The organism is Aquaspirillum soli (assembly GCF_054781915.1).
The window spans coordinates 106,569-123,845 of sequence record NZ_BAAGTM010000001.1 but is presented as its reverse complement, the minus strand read 5'-3'; the positions used below and the strand labels follow the sequence as shown (position 1 = coordinate 123,845).

Annotated in this window: 18 protein-coding genes and 2 tRNA genes; 12 read left to right on the top strand and 8 right to left on the bottom strand. The window is 50.6% G+C overall.

Annotation, left to right across the window (positions count from 1 at the left end; all coding sequences use genetic code 11):
* The 3 genes from ACYVJG_RS00675 to tpiA all read right to left on the bottom strand — a co-directional run bounded on the left by ACYVJG_RS00675 (nucleotide 1) and on the right by tpiA (nucleotide 1,213).
* Nucleotides 1-86 (bottom strand) — tRNA-Leu (locus tag ACYVJG_RS00675).
* Nucleotides 87-97: 11 nt separating this feature from the next.
* Nucleotides 98-436, bottom strand: a complete 339-nt coding sequence (gene secG, locus ACYVJG_RS00670) for a preprotein translocase subunit SecG (protein WP_022652629.1) — start codon at nucleotides 434-436, stop codon at nucleotides 98-100.
* 3 nt (nucleotides 437-439) lie between these two features.
* Nucleotides 440-1,213, bottom strand: a complete 774-nt coding sequence (tpiA, locus tag ACYVJG_RS00665) for a triose-phosphate isomerase (RefSeq protein ID WP_460429324.1) — start codon at nucleotides 1,211-1,213, stop codon at nucleotides 440-442.
* Nucleotides 1,214-1,501: 288 nt separating this feature from the next.
* Between tpiA and ACYVJG_RS00660 the strand changes: the two genes are divergently transcribed.
* Complete coding sequence (locus ACYVJG_RS00660) at nucleotides 1,502-2,257, top strand: c-type cytochrome (protein WP_460429323.1); 756 nt, start codon at nucleotides 1,502-1,504, stop codon at nucleotides 2,255-2,257.
* 66 nt (nucleotides 2,258-2,323) lie between these two features.
* Here ACYVJG_RS00660 and ACYVJG_RS00655 read toward each other — a convergent pair whose 3' ends face one another.
* On the bottom strand, nucleotides 2,324-4,321 hold the full coding sequence (locus tag ACYVJG_RS00655) for a UvrD-helicase domain-containing protein (RefSeq protein WP_460429322.1): 1,998 nt from the start codon (nucleotides 4,319-4,321) through the stop codon (nucleotides 2,324-2,326).
* A gap of 98 nt (nucleotides 4,322-4,419) precedes the next feature.
* Here ACYVJG_RS00655 and ACYVJG_RS00650 point away from each other — a divergent pair, with 98 nt between their 5' ends.
* Nucleotides 4,420-5,238 (top strand): symmetrical bis(5'-nucleosyl)-tetraphosphatase, encoded by an 819-nt coding sequence (locus ACYVJG_RS00650; RefSeq protein ID WP_460429321.1) that lies wholly within the window; start codon nucleotides 4,420-4,422, stop codon nucleotides 5,236-5,238.
* On the opposite strand, the gene ACYVJG_RS00645 is transcribed toward ACYVJG_RS00650, so the two are convergent.
* Complete coding sequence (locus tag ACYVJG_RS00645) at nucleotides 5,168-5,998, bottom strand: lysophospholipid acyltransferase family protein (protein ID WP_460429320.1); 831 nt, start codon at nucleotides 5,996-5,998, stop codon at nucleotides 5,168-5,170. The genes ACYVJG_RS00650 and ACYVJG_RS00645 overlap by 71 nt on opposite strands.
* Before the next feature lie 18 nt (nucleotides 5,999-6,016).
* A complete protein-coding gene (mutM, locus tag ACYVJG_RS00640) occupies nucleotides 6,017-6,829 on the bottom strand; it encodes a bifunctional DNA-formamidopyrimidine glycosylase/DNA-(apurinic or apyrimidinic site) lyase (protein WP_460429319.1) in 813 nt (270 codons plus the stop codon).
* An 88-nt stretch (nucleotides 6,830-6,917) separates the two neighbouring features.
* Between mutM and ACYVJG_RS00635 the strand changes: the two genes are divergently transcribed.
* From ACYVJG_RS00635 to pth, 7 genes are all read left to right on the top strand, one after another.
* Nucleotides 6,918-8,630 carry a tetratricopeptide repeat protein gene (locus tag ACYVJG_RS00635; protein ID WP_460429318.1) on the top strand — a complete coding sequence of 571 codons (1,713 nt, stop codon included), beginning with the start codon at nucleotides 6,918-6,920 and terminating at the stop codon, nucleotides 8,628-8,630.
* Nucleotides 8,627-9,169: a lipoprotein insertase outer membrane protein LolB gene (gene lolB, locus ACYVJG_RS00630; RefSeq protein WP_460429317.1), complete on the top strand. Its 543-nt coding sequence runs from the start codon at nucleotides 8,627-8,629 to the stop codon at nucleotides 9,167-9,169. Before ACYVJG_RS00635 ends, lolB begins: the two co-directional genes overlap by 4 nt.
* Nucleotides 9,170-9,177: 8 nt before the next feature.
* Nucleotides 9,178-10,050, top strand: a complete 873-nt coding sequence (gene ispE, locus ACYVJG_RS00625) for a 4-(cytidine 5'-diphospho)-2-C-methyl-D-erythritol kinase (protein ID WP_460429316.1) — start codon at nucleotides 9,178-9,180, stop codon at nucleotides 10,048-10,050.
* A gap of 7 nt (nucleotides 10,051-10,057) precedes the next feature.
* Nucleotides 10,058-10,132: transfer RNA gene (locus ACYVJG_RS00620), tRNA-Gln, on the top strand.
* Nucleotides 10,133-10,222: 90 nt separating this feature from the next.
* Entirely contained in the window at nucleotides 10,223-11,176 is a 954-nt protein-coding gene (locus tag ACYVJG_RS00615) for a ribose-phosphate pyrophosphokinase (RefSeq protein WP_460429315.1), read from the top strand.
* A 76-nt stretch (nucleotides 11,177-11,252) separates the two neighbouring features.
* Nucleotides 11,253-11,831 carry a 50S ribosomal protein L25/general stress protein Ctc gene (locus ACYVJG_RS00610; protein ID WP_460429314.1) on the top strand — a complete coding sequence of 193 codons (579 nt, stop codon included), beginning with the start codon at nucleotides 11,253-11,255 and terminating at the stop codon, nucleotides 11,829-11,831.
* Nucleotides 11,832-11,909: 78 nt separating this feature from the next.
* A complete protein-coding gene (pth, locus tag ACYVJG_RS00605; RefSeq protein WP_460429313.1) occupies nucleotides 11,910-12,482 on the top strand; it encodes an aminoacyl-tRNA hydrolase in 573 nt (190 codons plus the stop codon).
* 85 nt (nucleotides 12,483-12,567) lie between these two features.
* On the opposite strand, the gene alr is transcribed toward pth, so the two are convergent.
* Both alr and ACYVJG_RS00595 read right to left on the bottom strand, forming a co-directional pair.
* Nucleotides 12,568-13,641, bottom strand: coding sequence for an alanine racemase (alr, locus tag ACYVJG_RS00600; RefSeq protein ID WP_460429312.1), 1,074 nt, complete (start codon nucleotides 13,639-13,641; stop codon nucleotides 12,568-12,570).
* Between the two features lie 24 nt (nucleotides 13,642-13,665).
* The gene (locus ACYVJG_RS00595) at nucleotides 13,666-14,970 is read right to left on the bottom strand and encodes a D-amino acid dehydrogenase (RefSeq protein WP_460429311.1); all 1,305 of its coding nucleotides are present in this window, start codon (nucleotides 14,968-14,970) and stop codon (nucleotides 13,666-13,668) included.
* 172 nt (nucleotides 14,971-15,142) lie between these two features.
* Here ACYVJG_RS00595 and ACYVJG_RS00590 point away from each other — a divergent pair, with 172 nt between their 5' ends.
* The 3 genes from ACYVJG_RS00590 (at nucleotide 15,143) to ACYVJG_RS00580 (ending at nucleotide 17,236) form a co-directional block, all read left to right on the top strand.
* On the top strand, nucleotides 15,143-15,631 hold the full coding sequence (locus tag ACYVJG_RS00590) for a winged helix-turn-helix transcriptional regulator (protein ID WP_022652644.1): 489 nt from the start codon (nucleotides 15,143-15,145) through the stop codon (nucleotides 15,629-15,631).
* A 151-nt stretch (nucleotides 15,632-15,782) separates the two neighbouring features.
* A complete protein-coding gene (gene cysM / locus ACYVJG_RS00585) occupies nucleotides 15,783-16,682 on the top strand; it encodes a cysteine synthase CysM (protein ID WP_460429310.1) in 900 nt (299 codons plus the stop codon).
* 89 nt (nucleotides 16,683-16,771) lie between these two features.
* Entirely contained in the window at nucleotides 16,772-17,236 is a 465-nt protein-coding gene (locus tag ACYVJG_RS00580; protein ID WP_460429309.1) for a SixA phosphatase family protein, read from the top strand.
* Nucleotides 17,237-17,277: the final 41 nt, after the last annotated feature.

Genomic DNA, 17,277 nt, shown 5'->3' with positions numbered 1-17,277 from the left:
TGGTGCCGACAGTGAGACTCGAACTCACACAGCCTACGGCCACTACCCCCTCAAGATAGCGTGTCTACCAATTCCACCATGTCGGCGTTTCAGAACATCAGTCTGGGATGACCCCAGTTTTTGGTGCAGGAACAGAGCCTGTACCGGATTCTACTGGCGGCACATTGGACATCACGCCCAGTGCTTGAGTAGATTGGTTGGACATCATCACCAAACCGAGACAGCTGGAGAAAAACACAACTGCACACAGCGCTGTCATACGACTTAAGAAGTTTGCGGAACCAGAAGACCCAAAGAGACTACCAGCCGAACCTGCCCCAGATCCGAAAGCTGCTCCTGCGTCTGCGCCTTTACCATGCTGCATTAGCACCAGCACGATCACTGCGATAGCAGAAACAATATTAAGAATCCAAATCAGTGTTTTGATGATTTCCATATTTTATCTTTTTTCCGACGCTTGGCAAATCTTTTTAAACTGGCCAAGATCTAGAGATGCGCCACCAACTAATACACCATCGACCTGAGGTAAAGCCAAGATGGCTTCTGCATTGTCAGCTTTAACGCTCCCCCCGTAAAGGACGCGCATAGTAGCACAAGCCGGCAAAGAATGCAGCAGCTTTTTTTGCAGCTGTGTATGCATTTCTTCCACGTCGGCCAAGCTGGCGACTTTTCCTGTCCCAATCGCCCACACGGGTTCATACGCCACCACCACCTGCGGCAGTTCTTTTAATAGTGGCATCACTTCATCCAGCTGTTGCTCAACCGTTTGCCAAGCCAGCCCGGCCTCACGTTGTGCAAATGATTCACCCACACACAAGATCGGTAATAAATGGTGTTGCGCCAATGCTTTCAATTTTTTTGATAACACCTGTTGGCCTTCAGCGAAATATTGGCGGCGCTCAGAATGCCCGACCAAGACGGCACGACAGCCCACATCCGCCAACATCCGCGCCGACACTTCCCCTGTAAAAGCCCCGTCTTCAGCAAAGGAACTGACATCTTGTGCAGCAATCTGCCAGCCAGCTTGCTGCTGTTGTTGTTGCCACTCGTTTGCCAACAAAAGATAAGGCGTAGGCAAGGCAATCATAATATGAGACTGATTGCAGGCCGAATCTTGGGATAGCACTGACAAAGCAGCGCGCACTTGCGTTACGCTGCCATGCATTTTCCAGTTAGCAATCACCAACTTACCCGCAGAAAAAGGGGAGGACATAGCGACCCTTTCCAAAAAAAGAGCGCGGATTATACCTTTGGCCTTGATGTTGCACAGCTGTTGTTGTCGATTTCGCGCTAACATCCGATGTTTACAGGATTTAGCGGAAAACGGAAGTCAGCAAATGATGGCTAAAATCTGCCAACAAAATAGGCGCAATTTTCCAATGCGCACGGCTTTTCTTGCATAAACACAAAACAAAGCTGTTTCAAACTTTGCTTAGCAAGGGGCTTTCCGTATAATCCGCGCTGAATTTTAATTGTCATTACTTACTGGCGAGGCAGCTAAATGGGTAGCGAAAATAAAGCGGTGCCGTCTGGTGGTGCGATCACCATCATCCTAGGCGCAATCGTGATTCTGGTAGCGGGGGTCTGGTTGTTAGCAAAACTGGCCACCAGCGGTTTTTCTATTGACGCTAGTGTGATGTCGAAAGAGGCAATCGCTTCGCGCATTAAACCGGTTGGTATCTCAAAAGCTAGCGAAGGTGGTGCACCGGGCAGTCGGACTGGTGAAGGGGTTTACAAAGCGATTTGTGCCTCCTGTCACAACGACGGTTTGGCAGGTGCACCAAAATTTGCTGACACCGGCGCATGGAGTGCACGTTTGGCACAGGGTTACGACACCTTAGTCAAACATGCAATCGAAGGGATTCGTGGCATGCCAGCTAAAGGCGGTGCAACCGATCTGACCAATGAAGAAGTTGCTCGTGCAGTGGCCTACATGGGCAATGCAGCTGGGGCAAAATTTACTGAACCTGCGGTTGCAGGTGCAGAAGGCGGTGGCGCAGCAGCGGCTATCGATCCTAATGTCAAAGGTAAAGAAATTTACGCTTCGGTTTGTATGGCTTGCCATGACACAGGCGCAGCAGGTGCACCTAAGTTTGGTGACAAAGCCGCTTGGGCACCCCGTGTATCGAAAGGCTTAGATGCCTTGGTGGCTTCTGGTATCAAAGGTTTGAATGCAATGCCAGCTAAAGGCGGTTATTCGGGCAGTGACGAAGAATTCCGTGCAGCGGTGGAGTACATGGTGAATGCATCGAAGTAAGCATTTGCTTGAGACAAAAAACGGCCTTGTTCTCACAGGGCCGTTTTTTATTGCCACCAGCACACGCTAGGGCTTATTTTTGTTTGCCAACATGGCACGCAAATTGGCTAAACGGGCTTGTCCCTCGCTGCGGCTTACCACGGCAGGTTTGTCACTTTTTTGACCAACACAGCGCAAATCTTCACTGTCAATTTCAGCAATAAAACGCGAAGGCTCACAGAACAGCCACTCGCCACCACGCCGTCGTTTTAAGCAGTGCATTAGCGTTAAACTTCGCTGGGCACGGGTAATACCGACATACATTAAGCGGCGTTCCTCCTCGACAGTGCCCTGATCAATCGATTCATTGTGCGGCAAAATCCCCTCTTCGCAGCCGATCAAGAACACATGCGGGTATTCCAATCCTTTGGCGGCATGCAGCGTTGACAGTTGAACCGCCTCTTGCTGCTTGTCTTTTTCTCGTCCTTCTAACAAGGTCATCAACGCAATCGTTTGAGCCAACTCAACCAGATTTTTGCCATCTTCCTCCCCTTTTTTACCGATCCACGTCACAAACTCTTGGACATTTTTCCACTTGGTTTCCGCAGTCCGCGTTTCTTCACTATCGAATAACCACGTCTCAAAACCAATGGTCAATAACAACTCTTGCAACAATGCGCCAGCGGGTTCTCGTTGCACACGGTATTGCATCCGGTTAATAAATTGGCAAAAGGTCTCCAACGCTTGCTGTTGTGCGGCAGCCAAAGTTTGTTGAAAGCCTAACTCACAAGCAGCGGCAAATAAGGAAACATGGCGTTGTGCCGCATGTTCACCCAATTTGGCTAAACTGGTGTTACCCACACCGCGTTTAGGCGTGGTAATGGCGCGGATAAAAGCAGGATCGTCATCTTCATTGGCTAATAGTCGTAGATAGGCCAAAACATCTTTGATTTCGCTGCGTTCAAAAAACGATTGCCCACCTGAAATCAAGTAGGGAATGCGATGTTGGCGGAAAGCTTGTTCAATTAAACGTGCTTGGTGGTTACCACGGTACAACACCGCATAATCTGCAAACGTCGTTCGATGTTCGAACTTATGCGCCAGCAAACGCTGTGCAACACTTTCTGCCTCGTGTTCATCATCCTTACACGACACCACGGTAATCGGATCACCTAACCCGAACTCACTCCATAAGCTTTTTTGGAACAACTTTGGGTTGTTGGCGATCACACTGTTAGCCGCACGCAGAATCCGTGCTGTGGAGCGATAGTTTTGTTCTAATTTAATCACCCGCAAACGGGGAAAATCTTGTTGCAACAAGCTGAGATTTTCCATATTGGCACCGCGCCAGCCGTAAATAGACTGATCGTCGTCCCCGACAGCGGTGAACATGGCGCGCTCTCCGGCCAATAGCCTTAACAAAAGATATTGACAGCTATTGGTATCTTGATACTCATCGACTAGCAGATAACGGAGTTTGGCTTGCCAACGCGCCAAGGCTTCGAGGTGTTGTTGTAATACATGGACGGGGAGGCGGATCAAATCATCAAAATCAACCGCTTGATAGGCAAATAATGTGTCTTGGTAATCAAGATACAGTTTGGCCGCTACCCGGCTAAATTCATCCTGCGCCAACAATAGGGCCGCGTCGGGTGAGATAAGATCATTTTTCCAACGAGAGATTTGGCTTTGCAGACGGCGAATCTCGGCTTTATCGGTCGAGGCCAAACGATCAGCCAAAATTTTAGCGGCATCAGCCGCATCTAAAATGGAAAACTGCGGTTTATAGCCTAATAACCGCGCTTCTTGTCGCATGATGTGCAAACCAAGCGAGTGGAAAGTCGAGACGGTGAGGCCGCGCAGTTGTGCAGGCTCTAGCAACTTCCCCACCCGCTCTAGCATTTCACGGGCTGCTTTATTGGTAAAAGTAATGGCGGCAATATGCTGTGCACTGATACCTGCCTCTTGTACCAAATAAGCAATTTTTTGCGTAATGACCCGTGTTTTGCCACTGCCCGCACCGGCAAGAACCAAAAGCGGCCCGTCAAGGTGGCGAATCGCGGCACGCTGTTGTGGATTAAGCATGGAAAGAAACAATTTATTCAGAAAAGCTTGGCATTCTATCAATCCACAGACGGTAAGATGACGTTTCTCGCTAATCGTAACCGAATAGAGTCAATACTATGGCAACGTATGCAATTGGAGACATCCAAGGCTGTTATACCCCGTTGATGGATTTATTGCGCACCATCGACTTTTCCCCCTCACGCGATCACCTGTGGCTAGTCGGTGATTTAGTCAACCGTGGCCCCGATTCCATTCACGTTTTACGCTGGGCATTTAAGCATCAAGACAGCATTAGCTTGGTATTGGGCAACCACGACTTACACCTGTTAGCTGTCGCCGAGGGCTTCGGCAAACTCAGCAGTGGCGACACACTGTGGGATATTTTGAATGCTGCCGATGGCAAATTATTGCTTGATTGGCTGCGGATGCAACCGTTGATGTTAGCTGGCGAAGGTTATGCCTTAGTGCATGCTGGGCTGTTACCCGAGTGGAGTATCAATAAGGCACTACGGCTAGCAGAAGAAGTCGAAAATGAGTTAAGCGGCCCAAACTATCGCCAGTTTCTGTCCCGCCTGTATGGCAATAAACCCACTCGCTGGAGTGATGATTTACGAGGCATCGACCGCTTGCGGATGATTGTGAATGTGATGACTCGGATGCGCTTATTGACCCGTGACGGTGAACTCGACCTCAGTTTCAAAGGCGAATTACCCGATGCCCCAGCGCATCTCATACCGTGGTTTGAAGCCCCACAGCGACGGTGGGCAGATACCCCCGTCATCTGTGGTCATTGGTCGGCCTTGGGGCTTCACCTGAGTGACAGCATCTTAGCCATCGATACCGGTTGTTTATGGGGTGGCAGCCTTACCGCCCTGCGTCTTGCCGACCGTCAGGTATTCCAACTGCCGTGTCAGGCATTTCGCAAGATAGGTTAAGCGCACGGCGCACCGCCCGCTCTGCGCTTTGTGCCAGCGTAAAGCGGGTGTGACCCACACCACAAATCGGCTCACTAAAGCGAATCTCGATACATAAGCCTTCTGAGGCAATCATCTGCCGCACCGACTGTAAAAAAGTCACCTCACCGACATAGGCAGCTTCGGGCACCACAGTGCCATCACGACGGCAATAACGTAGCCCAACAGGTTGCACTGTGCTGCCTGCTTGAACAGCCGAGTCAAACAGCGAAGCCTTAAACGGCAATACCGACGTACCATCTGAGGTAGTTCCCTCGGGAAACACCGCCATACAATCGCCTTCACGCAGAGAGGAAGCCAAAATTTCGTTCACTCGCAAAGCGTCACGGCGATTAGAGCGATCAATAAATAAAGTCCCTGCCCGTGCCACCAACATGCCAATCACCGGCCATTGTCGAATTTCTCTTTTGGCAACAAAGCGCGATACCGTCACACTATTGAGCGCAAAAATATCCAGCCACGAAACATGGTTGGCAATCAGAAACGTATTTGCTGGATATAAGCCCGGCGGCTGGCCAAGCAATTTCACTTCAATCCCCATAATGGTCAACAGTTGGGCAGACCATTGCTGACTGACGGCAGCTCGCTGTGCCATATCCCATGCCGGAAAACGAAAACTGACCGTGGCCAAGCCACGGCCCAGATGGGCCAATAGTTTTAACCAACGGTGTGCCCGTACGGGAAAACCCACTTGAGGTAAAGCAGTCAGGGTTGCGCTCATCGTCTTTGTTCTCACCAATCAGTGCTGACACATTGGGCAAAAGAATGTACCGCGTTGTCCTAGACGCACCATTTCTATCGGGGCGTGACAATGGTGACAAGGCAAACCGGTACGTCCATACACGGTATAGTTTTGTTGGAAATACCCCGGTTTTCCAACTGCATCCACAAAATCACGCAAGGTACTCCCACCAGCGGCAATGGCGCGTTGCAATACGTGTTGCACCGTTGTAATGAGGTGACGACACTCGGCCAAAGTTAAAGTGTTAGCAGGGCGTTGGGGATGAATACCCGCTAAAAACAAGGCTTCATTTGCATAAATATTGCCCACACCAACAACCACATGGTTATCCATCAAACACAGTTTAATCGCGCTACGACGTGAGGACAGGGCATTTTGCAACGCCTCGGCAGTAAAATCTGGAGAGAGGGGTTCGGGTCCAAGCTGTTGCAACAAGGGATGAACTTCTGCTGGCCCTGGTTGCCATACAATGGCACCAAAACGACGTGGATCATGGTAACGCAATAGCTGATCGCCAAAATCAAAATCGACATGATCATGCTTTGCCACGGGTGTCTCAGGATCCACCAAACGTAAACTGCCCGACATCCCCAGATGAATCAGTAACACGCCATGACCAAAATCGAACAACAGATATTTAGCACGCCGCGTGATGTGCTGTAAGGTTAACCCCGACAGTTTCTGTGGCAATTGTGGATCAATAGGCCATCGCAGCCGTGGTTGTCTCACCACCACATTGTGCACAGTATGTTGTTCAAGGTGGGGGGCAAGCCCCCGTTTAACGGTTTCGACTTCTGGTAATTCCGGCATGGCACAATCCGCTTTATTCAGGCTGGGACGTGGTATTCTAAGCGAAACTATCGGCTGATTTGGCCCTCTTCAGATTGAATTTCCCAACATGAATGTTCTCGCCACTACCGCACTTCTCTCAGCCCTTTTGCTCAGCGCCTGTGCTAACACGACGCCAACGCCAATCAAAGTCACGCCCACTCAACGCCCAGAGGAAAGCGCAGCCCCCAATCGTGAACTCAGCGCAGGTTTACTCTACGGCATTTTGGTAAGTGAATTGGCGGTGCAGCGTGGTGGTGCACTGGCTGCCGCCCCTGCCTATCTGGAGTTGGCAAAAGAAACTGCCGACCCCCGCTTAGCAAGACGCGCAGCTGAATTGGCATTGAGTAGTGGCAATCTTAATGTGGCAGATGAAGCACTGGCTTTGTGGGAACAACAAATGCCAGACTCCGTGTTGGCCAAACAACAGCGAGTCATGGTGTTGTGGCGCGAAGGTCGCATTGCTGAAGCAGAACAGCGCATGGCAACACAACTGCAAGGTGCGGACATCAGCCGCGCAGCCAGTCTCTTTATGCATGTCACCCCGTTATTACCCCGTCAGGCAGATCCACAAGCGGCGGCGGCAGCGATTGAACGCTTAAGTCAAATTTTCCCTCGGTTGCCCGAAGCCCATTTCGCGCAAGCTGTTGCAGCAGCAACCTTGAAAGAGGACACCGCTGTTGAACGCAGTCTTGACACCCTTGCCGATTTAGCACCGCGCTGGGATTTGCCAGTGTTATGGCGACTTGATGCCGTACGCAAACAAAGCCCCGACCTTGCGCTGGCTTTTTTAGAAAAAGAACTGAAACGGCGACCCCATGCTGGTGCTGAATTACAACTGGCTCGCCCACGCTTATTAGTCGGCTTACGGCAATACGAAGCAGCACGCGAAGGATTTGCCGCAGTTTTAAAACAGTTCCCACACCATCCTGATGCCCGTTATGCGCTGGGTATTCTGGCTTTCCAGCTCAAACAATATGATGAAGCGGATCAACATTTACGGGCAGCACTTGAAGCTGGCTATGTCGATGCACCTTTTGTCCGACTCACACTAGGCCAATTAGCAGAAGAGCGTAAACAGCTCGAAGAAGCCAAAACGTGGTATCAAGCGATTGGTAAAGGACGCCATTACAATCAAGCACAAGCACGATTGGCAGCGATTGAAGTCAAAGAAGGCAAGTTAGAAGCCGCGCTCACCCGCATCGAAGGATTGGAAAACGATGTTGCCGATCCGATTGAGCTGCTGTTATTGCAATCACAACTTGCACGCGAAGCAGGTGCCAATGCCAAAGCCTACCAACTCCTCAGCCGAGGCATTAAACAGTTCCCTGCGGCGGCAACCTTGTATTACGAACGAGCCCTGTTAGCCGACAGACTGAACCGCAGCCACGATGCAGAACGTGACCTCCGCCGCTTTCTACGGATGAAACCCAACGACGCGCAAGGCATGAATGCCTTGGGCTACACCTTGGCCAATCGAGGGCAACGGCTTGCAGAAGCCCGCCGTTTAATCGAAGCAGCCCTGCAACAACAACCAACCAATCCGATGATTCTCGATAGCATGGGTTGGGTATTGTTCCGCCAAGGTAAATTAAAAGACGCGCTGTCCTATCTCGAACAAGCTTACGAGCAAATGAAAGATGCTGAAATTGCCGCCCACCTCGGCGAGGTGTTGTGGCGTTTAGGGCAACGCGATGCTGCGCGGCAAATTTGGGAAGAGGCCAAACAGCGCGACCCAGAACATAAAGTGTTGCAAGACACGTTACGGCGACTGAAACCATGATGCGATCACGTCAGGTTTGGCTGGCTATCGTTGTGGTATCCAGTTTAAGTGCTTGTAGCCAATTACAGCCCCCTGTCCCACATCAAATACAGCAACAATTCGTCCTGCCGAAGCAGTTTTCGCTCGCAGGGCGGATTGGTGTCAAGCTGGAAAACAAAGGGCACTATGGCAACTTCGATTGGCAACATCACAGTGGCAACGATCAACTGGATATCTTGTCACCACTGGGCCAAACTATTGCCCGCTTATCCGCGGATCAAAGCGGTGTTCGTTTACAACAAGGGGAGCGGATATATGAGGCCACCTCCGCTGAAGCACTGACTCAACAAACGTTGGGTTGGGGATTACCGCTGGACAATCTGCGCTTTTGGATTCACGGCCAACCCGCACCCAACACCGATTATCAAGCCACCGCCAGTGGTTTTCGCCAACAAGGCTGGTTAATCGAAAGCGAACCACAAGGTAGCACACACCCACAGCGCGTCATCCTACAACGCCCACAACTCGATATTCGTTTTGCTATCCACCGTTGGAATTAACGACAACTATGGCTTTCCCTTGGTTACAAACGCCCCCTGCTGATCCCGCTTTTTATGGATTTCCGGCACCGGCCAAATTAAATTTGATGCTCAAAATCGTTGGACGGCGTGCCGATGGCTATCACTTATTAGAAACTGTGTTCCGTTTTATTGATTACGGTGACACCATCTGGCTGGCACCGGATAGCAGCGGCCAAATTGTATTAGAAACCCCTTTACCGAATGTCGCACCTGAACATGACCTAACTGTCCGTGCGGCACGCGCCTTACAACAGGCGACAGCCTGCCAAGCAGGCGTGCGCATCCGAGTCGATAAACGACTGCCGATGGGGGGAGGGCTAGGCGGTGGCAGTTCTGATGCTGCCACGACTTTAATGGCGCTCAATCAGCTGTGGGAATTGGGACTATCGCGGGAAGCCTTACAAAATATCGCGGTAAAATTGGGTGCGGATGTCCCTGTTTTTATCTTTGGTGAAGCGGCTTTTGCTAGCGGAATTGGTGAAGAATTAACCACTTGCGCGGTGCCGTCGGCATGGTATGTGGTGTTACATCCGGGTGTTGAAGTCGCCACTGCAAAAATTTTTGCATCAGAGGGGTTGACACGTAATTCGCCTAAGAGCATAATGCGTGCTCTCGAAACAACGCAACGACAGAACACTCTGCAAAACGTTGTTTTTGAGATGTTTCCTGAGGTTAAAAACTGTTACGACAGCATATCTCACTACGGAGACGCAATGATGACCGGATCTGGCGCTTGTGTTTTCCTAGAGTGTGGATCTCAAAAGGAAGCAGAACAGGTTTACTGTTCTTTGGCAGATGAATACCAAGGCTTTATCGCCGAGGGGTTGAAAGAACATCCGTTCTACAGTCTGTCAAGGTAAAAGTTACTGGGGAGTCGCCAAGTGGTAAGGCACCGGATTTTGATTCCGGCATTCGTAGGTTCGATCCCTACCTCCCCAGCCAGTTTCTCTTAATGTTTAAAATCAAAAGCAAATTAAGCGCGTGTAAGATGATTTTTCACTTACACGCTTTTTATTTGCGCGGGATTGCGACATGGCTGCTTACGATAGCTTAATGGTCTTCACCGGAACCGCCAATCCGGAACTCGCTCAAAGTGTGGTGAAACACCTCGATATTTCTTTGGGACGCGCCGATGTCGGGCGTTTCAGCGATGGTGAAGTCGCCATTGAATTGCTGGAAAACGTGCGCGGACGCGACGTTTTCGTACTGCAGTCCACCTGTGCCCCGACAAACGACAATCTGATGGAAATTCTGACGATGGTTGATGCGCTGCGTCGCGCGTCCGCTGGTCGGATTACCGCTGCCATTCCTTATTTTGGCTATGCCCGTCAAGATCGTCGCCCACGTTCTGCTCGTGTCCCTATTTCGGCCAAACTGGTTGCAAATATGTTGACATCAGCAGGGGTGAACCGTGTGCTGACCGTGGACTTACACGCAGACCAAATTCAAGGCTTCTTCGATATCCCAGTGGATAACGTCTACGCCACACCGGTGTTACTGCGCGATATCCAAGCGCAAAACTTCCAAAACCTCACTGTGGTCAGCCCAGATATTGGTGGGGTGCTGCGTGCACGCGCAACCGCCAAACCACTGAACGCGGATTTGGCCATTATTGATAAGCGTCGTCCTAAAGCCAATGTGGCAGAAGTGATGAACATCATCGGTGATGTGGAAGGTCGCACCTGTTTAATCGTTGATGACATGATCGATACGGCCAACACGCTCTGCAAAGCCGCCAATGCCCTGAAAGAAAAAGGGGCAGCCCGTGTTGTCGCGTATGCCACACACCCTGTGTTCTCGGGTCAGGCGGTTGATCGTATTGCACATTCGGCGATGGACGAAGTGGTTGTCACTGACACCATTCCTTTGTCAGCAGAAGCCCGTGCCTGTCCAAAAATCCGTGTGGTCACTATCGCCGGTCTGATGGGGGAAACGCTGCGCCGCATCAATAACGAAGAATCGGTCAGCTACCTCTTTATGGAATGATTTTTCACCCGCTGCCTGTGCAGCGGGTTTTTACTGTCTGCTGGTCGCGGCAGACTGCTTTTTTGGAGCTTAACTCATGACTATCGAAATCATCGCCCAAGCACGTACCGAACAGGGAACGGGTGCGAGCCGCCGCCTGCGTCGTGCCGGTAAATTGCCTGCAGTGGTCTACGGCGTTAAAGACGCTGTGTCGATCACTCTCGATCACAACACCATTTTCTACGCACTGAAAGACGAAGCTTTCCACGGTGCAGTGTTGAACTTGGTAATCGACGGCCAAGCAGAGCCAGTGTTGTTGCGTGATGCGCAAATGCACCCATTCAAACCACAAGTGTTGCACGTTGACTTCCAACGTGTTGACGTCAATGCCCCTATCTCGGCTAAAGTGAGCCTGCACTTCGTTGGCGCAGAAAACTCCCCAGCGGTGAAACTGAACGCATCGGTGATCTCTCACGTGCAAAACGAAGTGACCATCCGCGCATTGCCAGGCAACTTGCCAGCCTTTATCGAGGTTGACTTGTCTGAGCTCAAAGGTGGCCAGTCGATTCACTTGTCCGAATTGAAACTGCCAGAAGGCGTGGAATTGGTTGAAGTGTTGCGCGGCCATGATGGTGTGGTGGCTCAAGCTTCCGCAGGCAAACGCGCTGCTAGCTAATTTCAGCACCTGTTTTGCTAACGGCCTGTCATCACGACAGGCCGTTTTTCTTTTCACTGTGGCTACGAGTGAATCAAGATGTCAAACTCAGAAATTCAACTGATTGTCGGCTTAGGCAACCCGGGTGCCGAATATGCCGCAACCCGCCACAACGCGGGGGTATGGCTATTAGAAAAATTTGCCCAACAACACGGCACAGCCTTACGCACTGAAGCCAAGTTTTTCAGCTTATACGCGAAAGCAGGTGGCTATCATCTGTTATTCCCACAAACCTATATGAATGCGTCCGGACGGGCGGTGGCAGCGGCTTGCCAGTTTTATAAAATCCCACCGGAAGCCGTTTTGGTCATTCATGATGAGCTGGATTTAGCCCCTGGTGTTGCCCGCTTCAAACAAGGCGGGGGGCATGGAGGGCACAACGGGCTGAAAGATATTCAAGCCGCGCTTGATAGTGCGGCATTTTGGCGTTTGCGGTTGGGCATTGGCCATCCGGGTGACCGTAAACTGGTCGTGCAGTGGGTTCTTAAACCGCCACGGCAAGAAGAGCAAACGCTGATTGATATTGCGATTGGTCAAGCCTTAGATGTCTTACCCCAAGCTCTCAAAGGCCAGATGAATCAGGCCATGCAGCAATTACACCGCCAAAACTAAAAAAATGCCCGTACCGAAGTACGGGCAGCAATGGAGAAAAAACGAGGAGAAGTCTCAACAACAATCAAGCAAAAGCCATACCACCTTACGCTTGCCACACAAAACGCGCACGCTTCACATTACACAACAGCTCATAAGAAATGGTCCCTGCAGCGGCAGCAATTTCATTGATATTGATCTGTTCACCCCACAGCTCAACGGCACTGCCAACTTGAGCTTGCGACACGGCAGTCAGATCAATCGTCAACATATCCATCGACACCCGGCCGATAATGCGGCTACGTTGTCCCGCCACCCAAACCGGCGTCCCTGTCGGCACCACGCGAGGATAACCGTCGGCATAACCACAAGCGACGACACCAACACGGGTTGGCGCCTCTGTGACAAAACGAGCGCCATAGCCAATCGGCTCACCCGCTGGCAACTCACGCACTGCAATCACTTCACTACGCAATGACATCACCGGCTGTAACGCTGCGGTGGTTTCCAATGCCTGTTCAAATGGATTGCTGCCGTACAACATAATGCCGGGACGTGCCCAATCACCATGTGCAGCAGGAACCCCCAATACTGCCGCAGAATTACATGCACTGCGTTCGGCGGGTAATTCTGCACAAATATGATGAAACCGTACCAACTGTTCGGCACTGGCCGAAGAATCAGGCTCATCAGCACGAGCAAAGTGGGTCATTAACACCACTTTTTTTACTTGCGGCAAGGCGGTCAGCTGATGGTATTTTTCGGCGTAATCCGCAGCAAAAAAGCCAACACGATTCATACCAGAGTTCATTTTCAACCACACCGTAAAACGATAGTCGGTGTGATAAGCAGCTAACCATTGATATTGCAGTTCGTGATGCACCACCAACCATAAATCATGGGCAACCACCAATGGCAATTCATCAGCACTAAAAATGCCTTCTAATAATAGAATCGGGGCCGTGATGCCGGCCTGACGCAGTTGTAGTGCTTCTTCTATACAAGCCACCGCAAAGCCATCAGCCTCAGCGGATAAAGCTTGTGCACACGGCACCGCACCATGACCATAAGCATTGGCTTTCACCACCGCCAAGGCCCGCCCACCATGCAGTTGGCGAGCCAAACGGTAGTTATGGCGCAAGGCCGATAAATTGATATGGGCAACTAAAGGACGTGCCATGATCGATTGACCTTCAAAAAATGCTTAGGATAAAGCAGTCTGTGGTTGCTTGCCCATGCCGGCGGCACCGTGTTGACCATAACGTGCCATCGATAACCCTTCAATCTGAATATCAGGACGGCGCCCTGTCACCAAATCAGCCAACACACGACCAGAGCCTGCCGACATCGTCCATCCCAGCGTGCCATGACCGGTATTTAACGACAAATTAGCCAGTGGTGTGGCACCAATAATCGGCGTGCCATCGGGTGTCATTGGCCGCAAACCTGTCCAGAAAACCGATTGCGACACATCACCACCTTCAGGGAAGAGATCGGTCACCACCATTTCTAAGGTTTCACGACGGCGTGGATTCAAGCTCAGATCGAAGCCAGCAATTTCTGCCATGCCGCCAACACGAATACGTTGGTCAAAACGAGTAATCGCAATTTTATAGGTCTCATCCATCACGGTAGAAACCGGCGCTGCACTGCTATCGGTAACAGGCAAAGTTAAGGAATACCCCTTTAATGGATAAACAGGGATATTAATGCCCAAAGACTTCAAGAAATCGGTCGAATAGCTACCGAACGCCACCACATAATGATCGGCCTCAAACACCTCACCCGAGGCCAATTCGGCCCCCCGAATTTTCTTACCATCACTCAACATATGTTTTACTGAGGTGTTCCAGCGGAATTTCACCCCGAGTTTTTCTGCTAATTTCGCCAGCTCAGTGGTAAACAATTGGCAATCGCCGGTTTCATCATTTGGCAGTTGCAAAGCGCCTAATAACTTATCGTTGACCCGCGCTAACGCTGGTTCAATCATCGGAATTTCTTGCTGTTTCACCACGCGAAACGGCACACCGCATTCTTGCAAGACAGCGATATCTTTTTGCATGGCATCAAGCTGGGCTTGGGTGCGGAACACTTGCAAGGTACCTAATTGCCGACCTTCGTAGGCAATACCTGTTTCGGCACGCAAAGCCTTAATACAATCACGGCTATATTCTGCCAACCGCATCATGCGGCCTTTGTTGACCGCATAGGATTTGGCATTACAGTTCATCAGCATTTGCCACATCCATTTCAGTTGGCCTAAAGAGCCATCAGGACGAATCGCGAGAGGTGCATGGCGTTGAAATAACCACTTCATCGCTTTTAATGGAATGCCGGGTGCCGCCCACGGTGCTGAATAGCCGGGGGAAATTTGTCCTGCGTTGGCAAAACTGGTTTCCAAAGCGGGGCCGGGTTGACGTTCAATCACCGTCACGTCACAGCCGGCTTTGGCCAAGTAATAAGCACTTGAAATCCCTACCACACCACCACCGAGCACTAGCACTTTCATGATTCTGACTCCTGCACAAAAAGGGGACATCTACCAAGCCAGCGTGATTTTTACGCCCTATCGCCCAGTAGTGATTTGCAGTAGTATAAGAAGGATAAAGCAGTGATTTTCACCATTTATTTATTAGCTGCATCACACTTCTAAGCAATTTTTTTGGATTTTTAGAAAAAACATGAGAACCAAGCACCACAGTTTTAAAGAGCTCGATAAACTCGACCGCCGTATCCTTAAGGTATTACAACAACAGGGCCGAATTTCAATGACGGAATTGGCCGAACAGGTTGGGCTTTCCACCACACCATGCACCGAAAGGGTGCGGCGCTTGGAACGAGAGGGGGTAATCGAGGGCTATAGCGCTCGGGTCAATCCCAAGGCGTTGGGTTTACCGTTGTTGGTCTTTGTTGAGATTAAACTGGCCTCGAAGTCGGGCGACATTTTTGAAGCCTTCCGTCGCGAAGTGTTAAAGCTGCCGCAGATTTTGGATTGTCACTTGGTCAGTGGGGATTTTGACTATCTGATAAAAGCACGGATTCCAGATATGTCACAGTATCGTGAGTTGCTTGGCGATATTTTATTGAAACTGCCACAAGCAGAAGAGTCTCGCAGTTATATCGTGATGGAAGAAGTGAAAGAGACTTTAGAGCTACCGATATGCCTTTGATTTAATGAAAATACCTCCCAGATGACCAAGATTGATAACAAAAAGTGATTCGACCACATTAAAAACGGCATAAACAAATAACCTTCTCGCCGCCAGCCTACAGCAAGGCTCAGGTACACTATCTGTTACTTGTTTTTGAATAGAGTTGATTATGTCGCGTCCGATGTTCCCTGTGCTTGAAGACTTTGTTGGCAATACTCCCTTAGTAAGATTAAAACGACTGACTGGCGACCCAAGTAATGTCGTGTTAGTGAAGCTAGAAGGGAATAATCCGGCTGGTTCGGTCAAAGATAGACCCGCGCTCTCGATGATTCGCCATGCTGAAGCGCGGGGTGATATTCGCCCTGGTGATACACTGATTGAACCCACCTCCGGCAATACTGGCATTGCCTTAGCGATGGCGGCGGCCATGATGGGTTACCGTATGGTATTGGTGATGCCGGAAAACTCCAGTCGTGAACGTGTTTTAACCATGAAAGCCTATGGGGCAGAAGTGGTGTTAACCCCCGCAGCATTGTCAATGCCAGGAGCGATTGATGAAGCGCGGCGATTACGCGATGCGGGCAAAGGGGTGATTCTCGACCAATTCGCTAACCCCGATAACCCTTTAGCTCATATCGAGGGTACCGGCCCAGAAATTTGGCGTGACACTGCCGGTACAGTAACCCACTTTGTTTCCAGCATGGGCACCACCGGCACCATCATGGGTACTAGCACCTATCTCAAGCAACAAAACCCAGCCATTCAAATTGTAGGGGTGCAACCCGAACCCGGTAGCCAAATCCCCGGCATTCGCAAGTGGGAAGATGAATATCTACCCAAGATCTGCGATTACTCACGCATTGATCACATGGCGTATGTCAGCCAAGCCGAGGCAGAAGAGATGGCGCGTCGTCTTACCCGTGAAGAAGGCATCCTTGCAGGCCCATCATCCGGTGGTGCGTTGTGTGTTGCCCTGCGTTTGGCACACGAGGTACGCAATGCAGTGATTGTGTCCATCGTCTGCGACCGAGGTGATCGCTATTTGTCGACCGGTTTGTTTCCAGATTAAAGTTGTGGCCAATGCTTGAAGATCGACTTATTGCGGTCATGTACTATTGCTAGGCTTAATGATTTGACAAATAACAAGGGAGGCACTGAATGGAGCTGATTTTATGGCGGCATGCAGAGGCAGAAGAAGGTTCAAATGATTTGGCTCGGGTATTAACCCGCCGAGGACAGCAACAAGCAGGACAAATGGCCGCATGGTTACGACCTCGGCTACCAGAAAATTGCCGCATTTTGGTCAGTCAAGCCAAGCGTTCACAACAAACCGCCGCTTTACTCTCAAAAAGCTATGAAATTTTGCCAGCGATTAACCCTGATGCCACACCAGAAGCGGTGCTCTCTGCGATTGGGTGGCCAGAATCGGAACGACCAGTGCTGTTAGTCGGGCATCAACCTTATATTGGGCAAGTCGTAGCACAATTGTTGTGTGGTGAAGCACAAATGTGGCCGGTGAAAAAAGATGCTGTATGGTGGTTACAACACCGTGTGCGGCATGGCTCAGCACAAACGGTATTAAAAGGCGTGATGTCTGCTGGACTGCTTGAACCACGTCGTTAACCCCCCCATCTAGCAAAAACCCGCGCCGCCCAGCCTAAGTG

What these genes read in the sequence shown, in the direction of transcription:
- ACYVJG_RS00645 (WP_460429320.1), bottom strand. Translation starts at nt 5,998, where the DNA reads ATGAGCGCAACCCTGACTGCTTTACCTCAAGTGGGTTTTCCCGTACGG.
- ACYVJG_RS00610 (WP_460429314.1), top strand. Translation starts at nt 11,253, where the DNA reads ATGACTATCGAAATCATCGCCCAAGCACGTACCGAACAGGGAACGGGT.
- cysM (WP_460429310.1), top strand. Translation starts at nt 15,783, where the DNA reads ATGTCGCGTCCGATGTTCCCTGTGCTTGAAGACTTTGTTGGCAATACT.
- ACYVJG_RS00635 (WP_460429318.1), top strand. Translation starts at nt 6,918, where the DNA reads ATGAATGTTCTCGCCACTACCGCACTTCTCTCAGCCCTTTTGCTCAGC.
- ACYVJG_RS00590 (WP_022652644.1), top strand. Translation starts at nt 15,143, where the DNA reads ATGAGAACCAAGCACCACAGTTTTAAAGAGCTCGATAAACTCGACCGC.
- ACYVJG_RS00660 (WP_460429323.1), top strand. Translation starts at nt 1,502, where the DNA reads ATGGGTAGCGAAAATAAAGCGGTGCCGTCTGGTGGTGCGATCACCATC.
- alr (WP_460429312.1), bottom strand. Translation starts at nt 13,641, where the DNA reads ATGGCACGTCCTTTAGTTGCCCATATCAATTTATCGGCCTTGCGCCAT.
- ACYVJG_RS00655 (WP_460429322.1), bottom strand. Translation starts at nt 4,321, where the DNA reads ATGCTTAATCCACAACAGCGTGCCGCGATTCGCCACCTTGACGGGCCG.
- ispE (WP_460429316.1), top strand. Translation starts at nt 9,178, where the DNA reads ATGGCTTTCCCTTGGTTACAAACGCCCCCTGCTGATCCCGCTTTTTAT.
- ACYVJG_RS00615 (WP_460429315.1), top strand. Translation starts at nt 10,223, where the DNA reads ATGGCTGCTTACGATAGCTTAATGGTCTTCACCGGAACCGCCAATCCG.
- lolB (WP_460429317.1), top strand. Translation starts at nt 8,627, where the DNA reads ATGATGCGATCACGTCAGGTTTGGCTGGCTATCGTTGTGGTATCCAGT.
- mutM (WP_460429319.1), bottom strand. Translation starts at nt 6,829, where the DNA reads ATGCCGGAATTACCAGAAGTCGAAACCGTTAAACGGGGGCTTGCCCCC.
- pth (WP_460429313.1), top strand. Translation starts at nt 11,910, where the DNA reads ATGTCAAACTCAGAAATTCAACTGATTGTCGGCTTAGGCAACCCGGGT.
- tpiA (WP_460429324.1), bottom strand. Translation starts at nt 1,213, where the DNA reads ATGTCCTCCCCTTTTTCTGCGGGTAAGTTGGTGATTGCTAACTGGAAA.
- ACYVJG_RS00595 (WP_460429311.1), bottom strand. Translation starts at nt 14,970, where the DNA reads ATGAAAGTGCTAGTGCTCGGTGGTGGTGTGGTAGGGATTTCAAGTGCT.
- secG (WP_022652629.1), bottom strand. Translation starts at nt 436, where the DNA reads ATGGAAATCATCAAAACACTGATTTGGATTCTTAATATTGTTTCTGCT.
- ACYVJG_RS00580 (WP_460429309.1), top strand. Translation starts at nt 16,772, where the DNA reads ATGGAGCTGATTTTATGGCGGCATGCAGAGGCAGAAGAAGGTTCAAAT.
- ACYVJG_RS00650 (WP_460429321.1), top strand. Translation starts at nt 4,420, where the DNA reads ATGGCAACGTATGCAATTGGAGACATCCAAGGCTGTTATACCCCGTTG.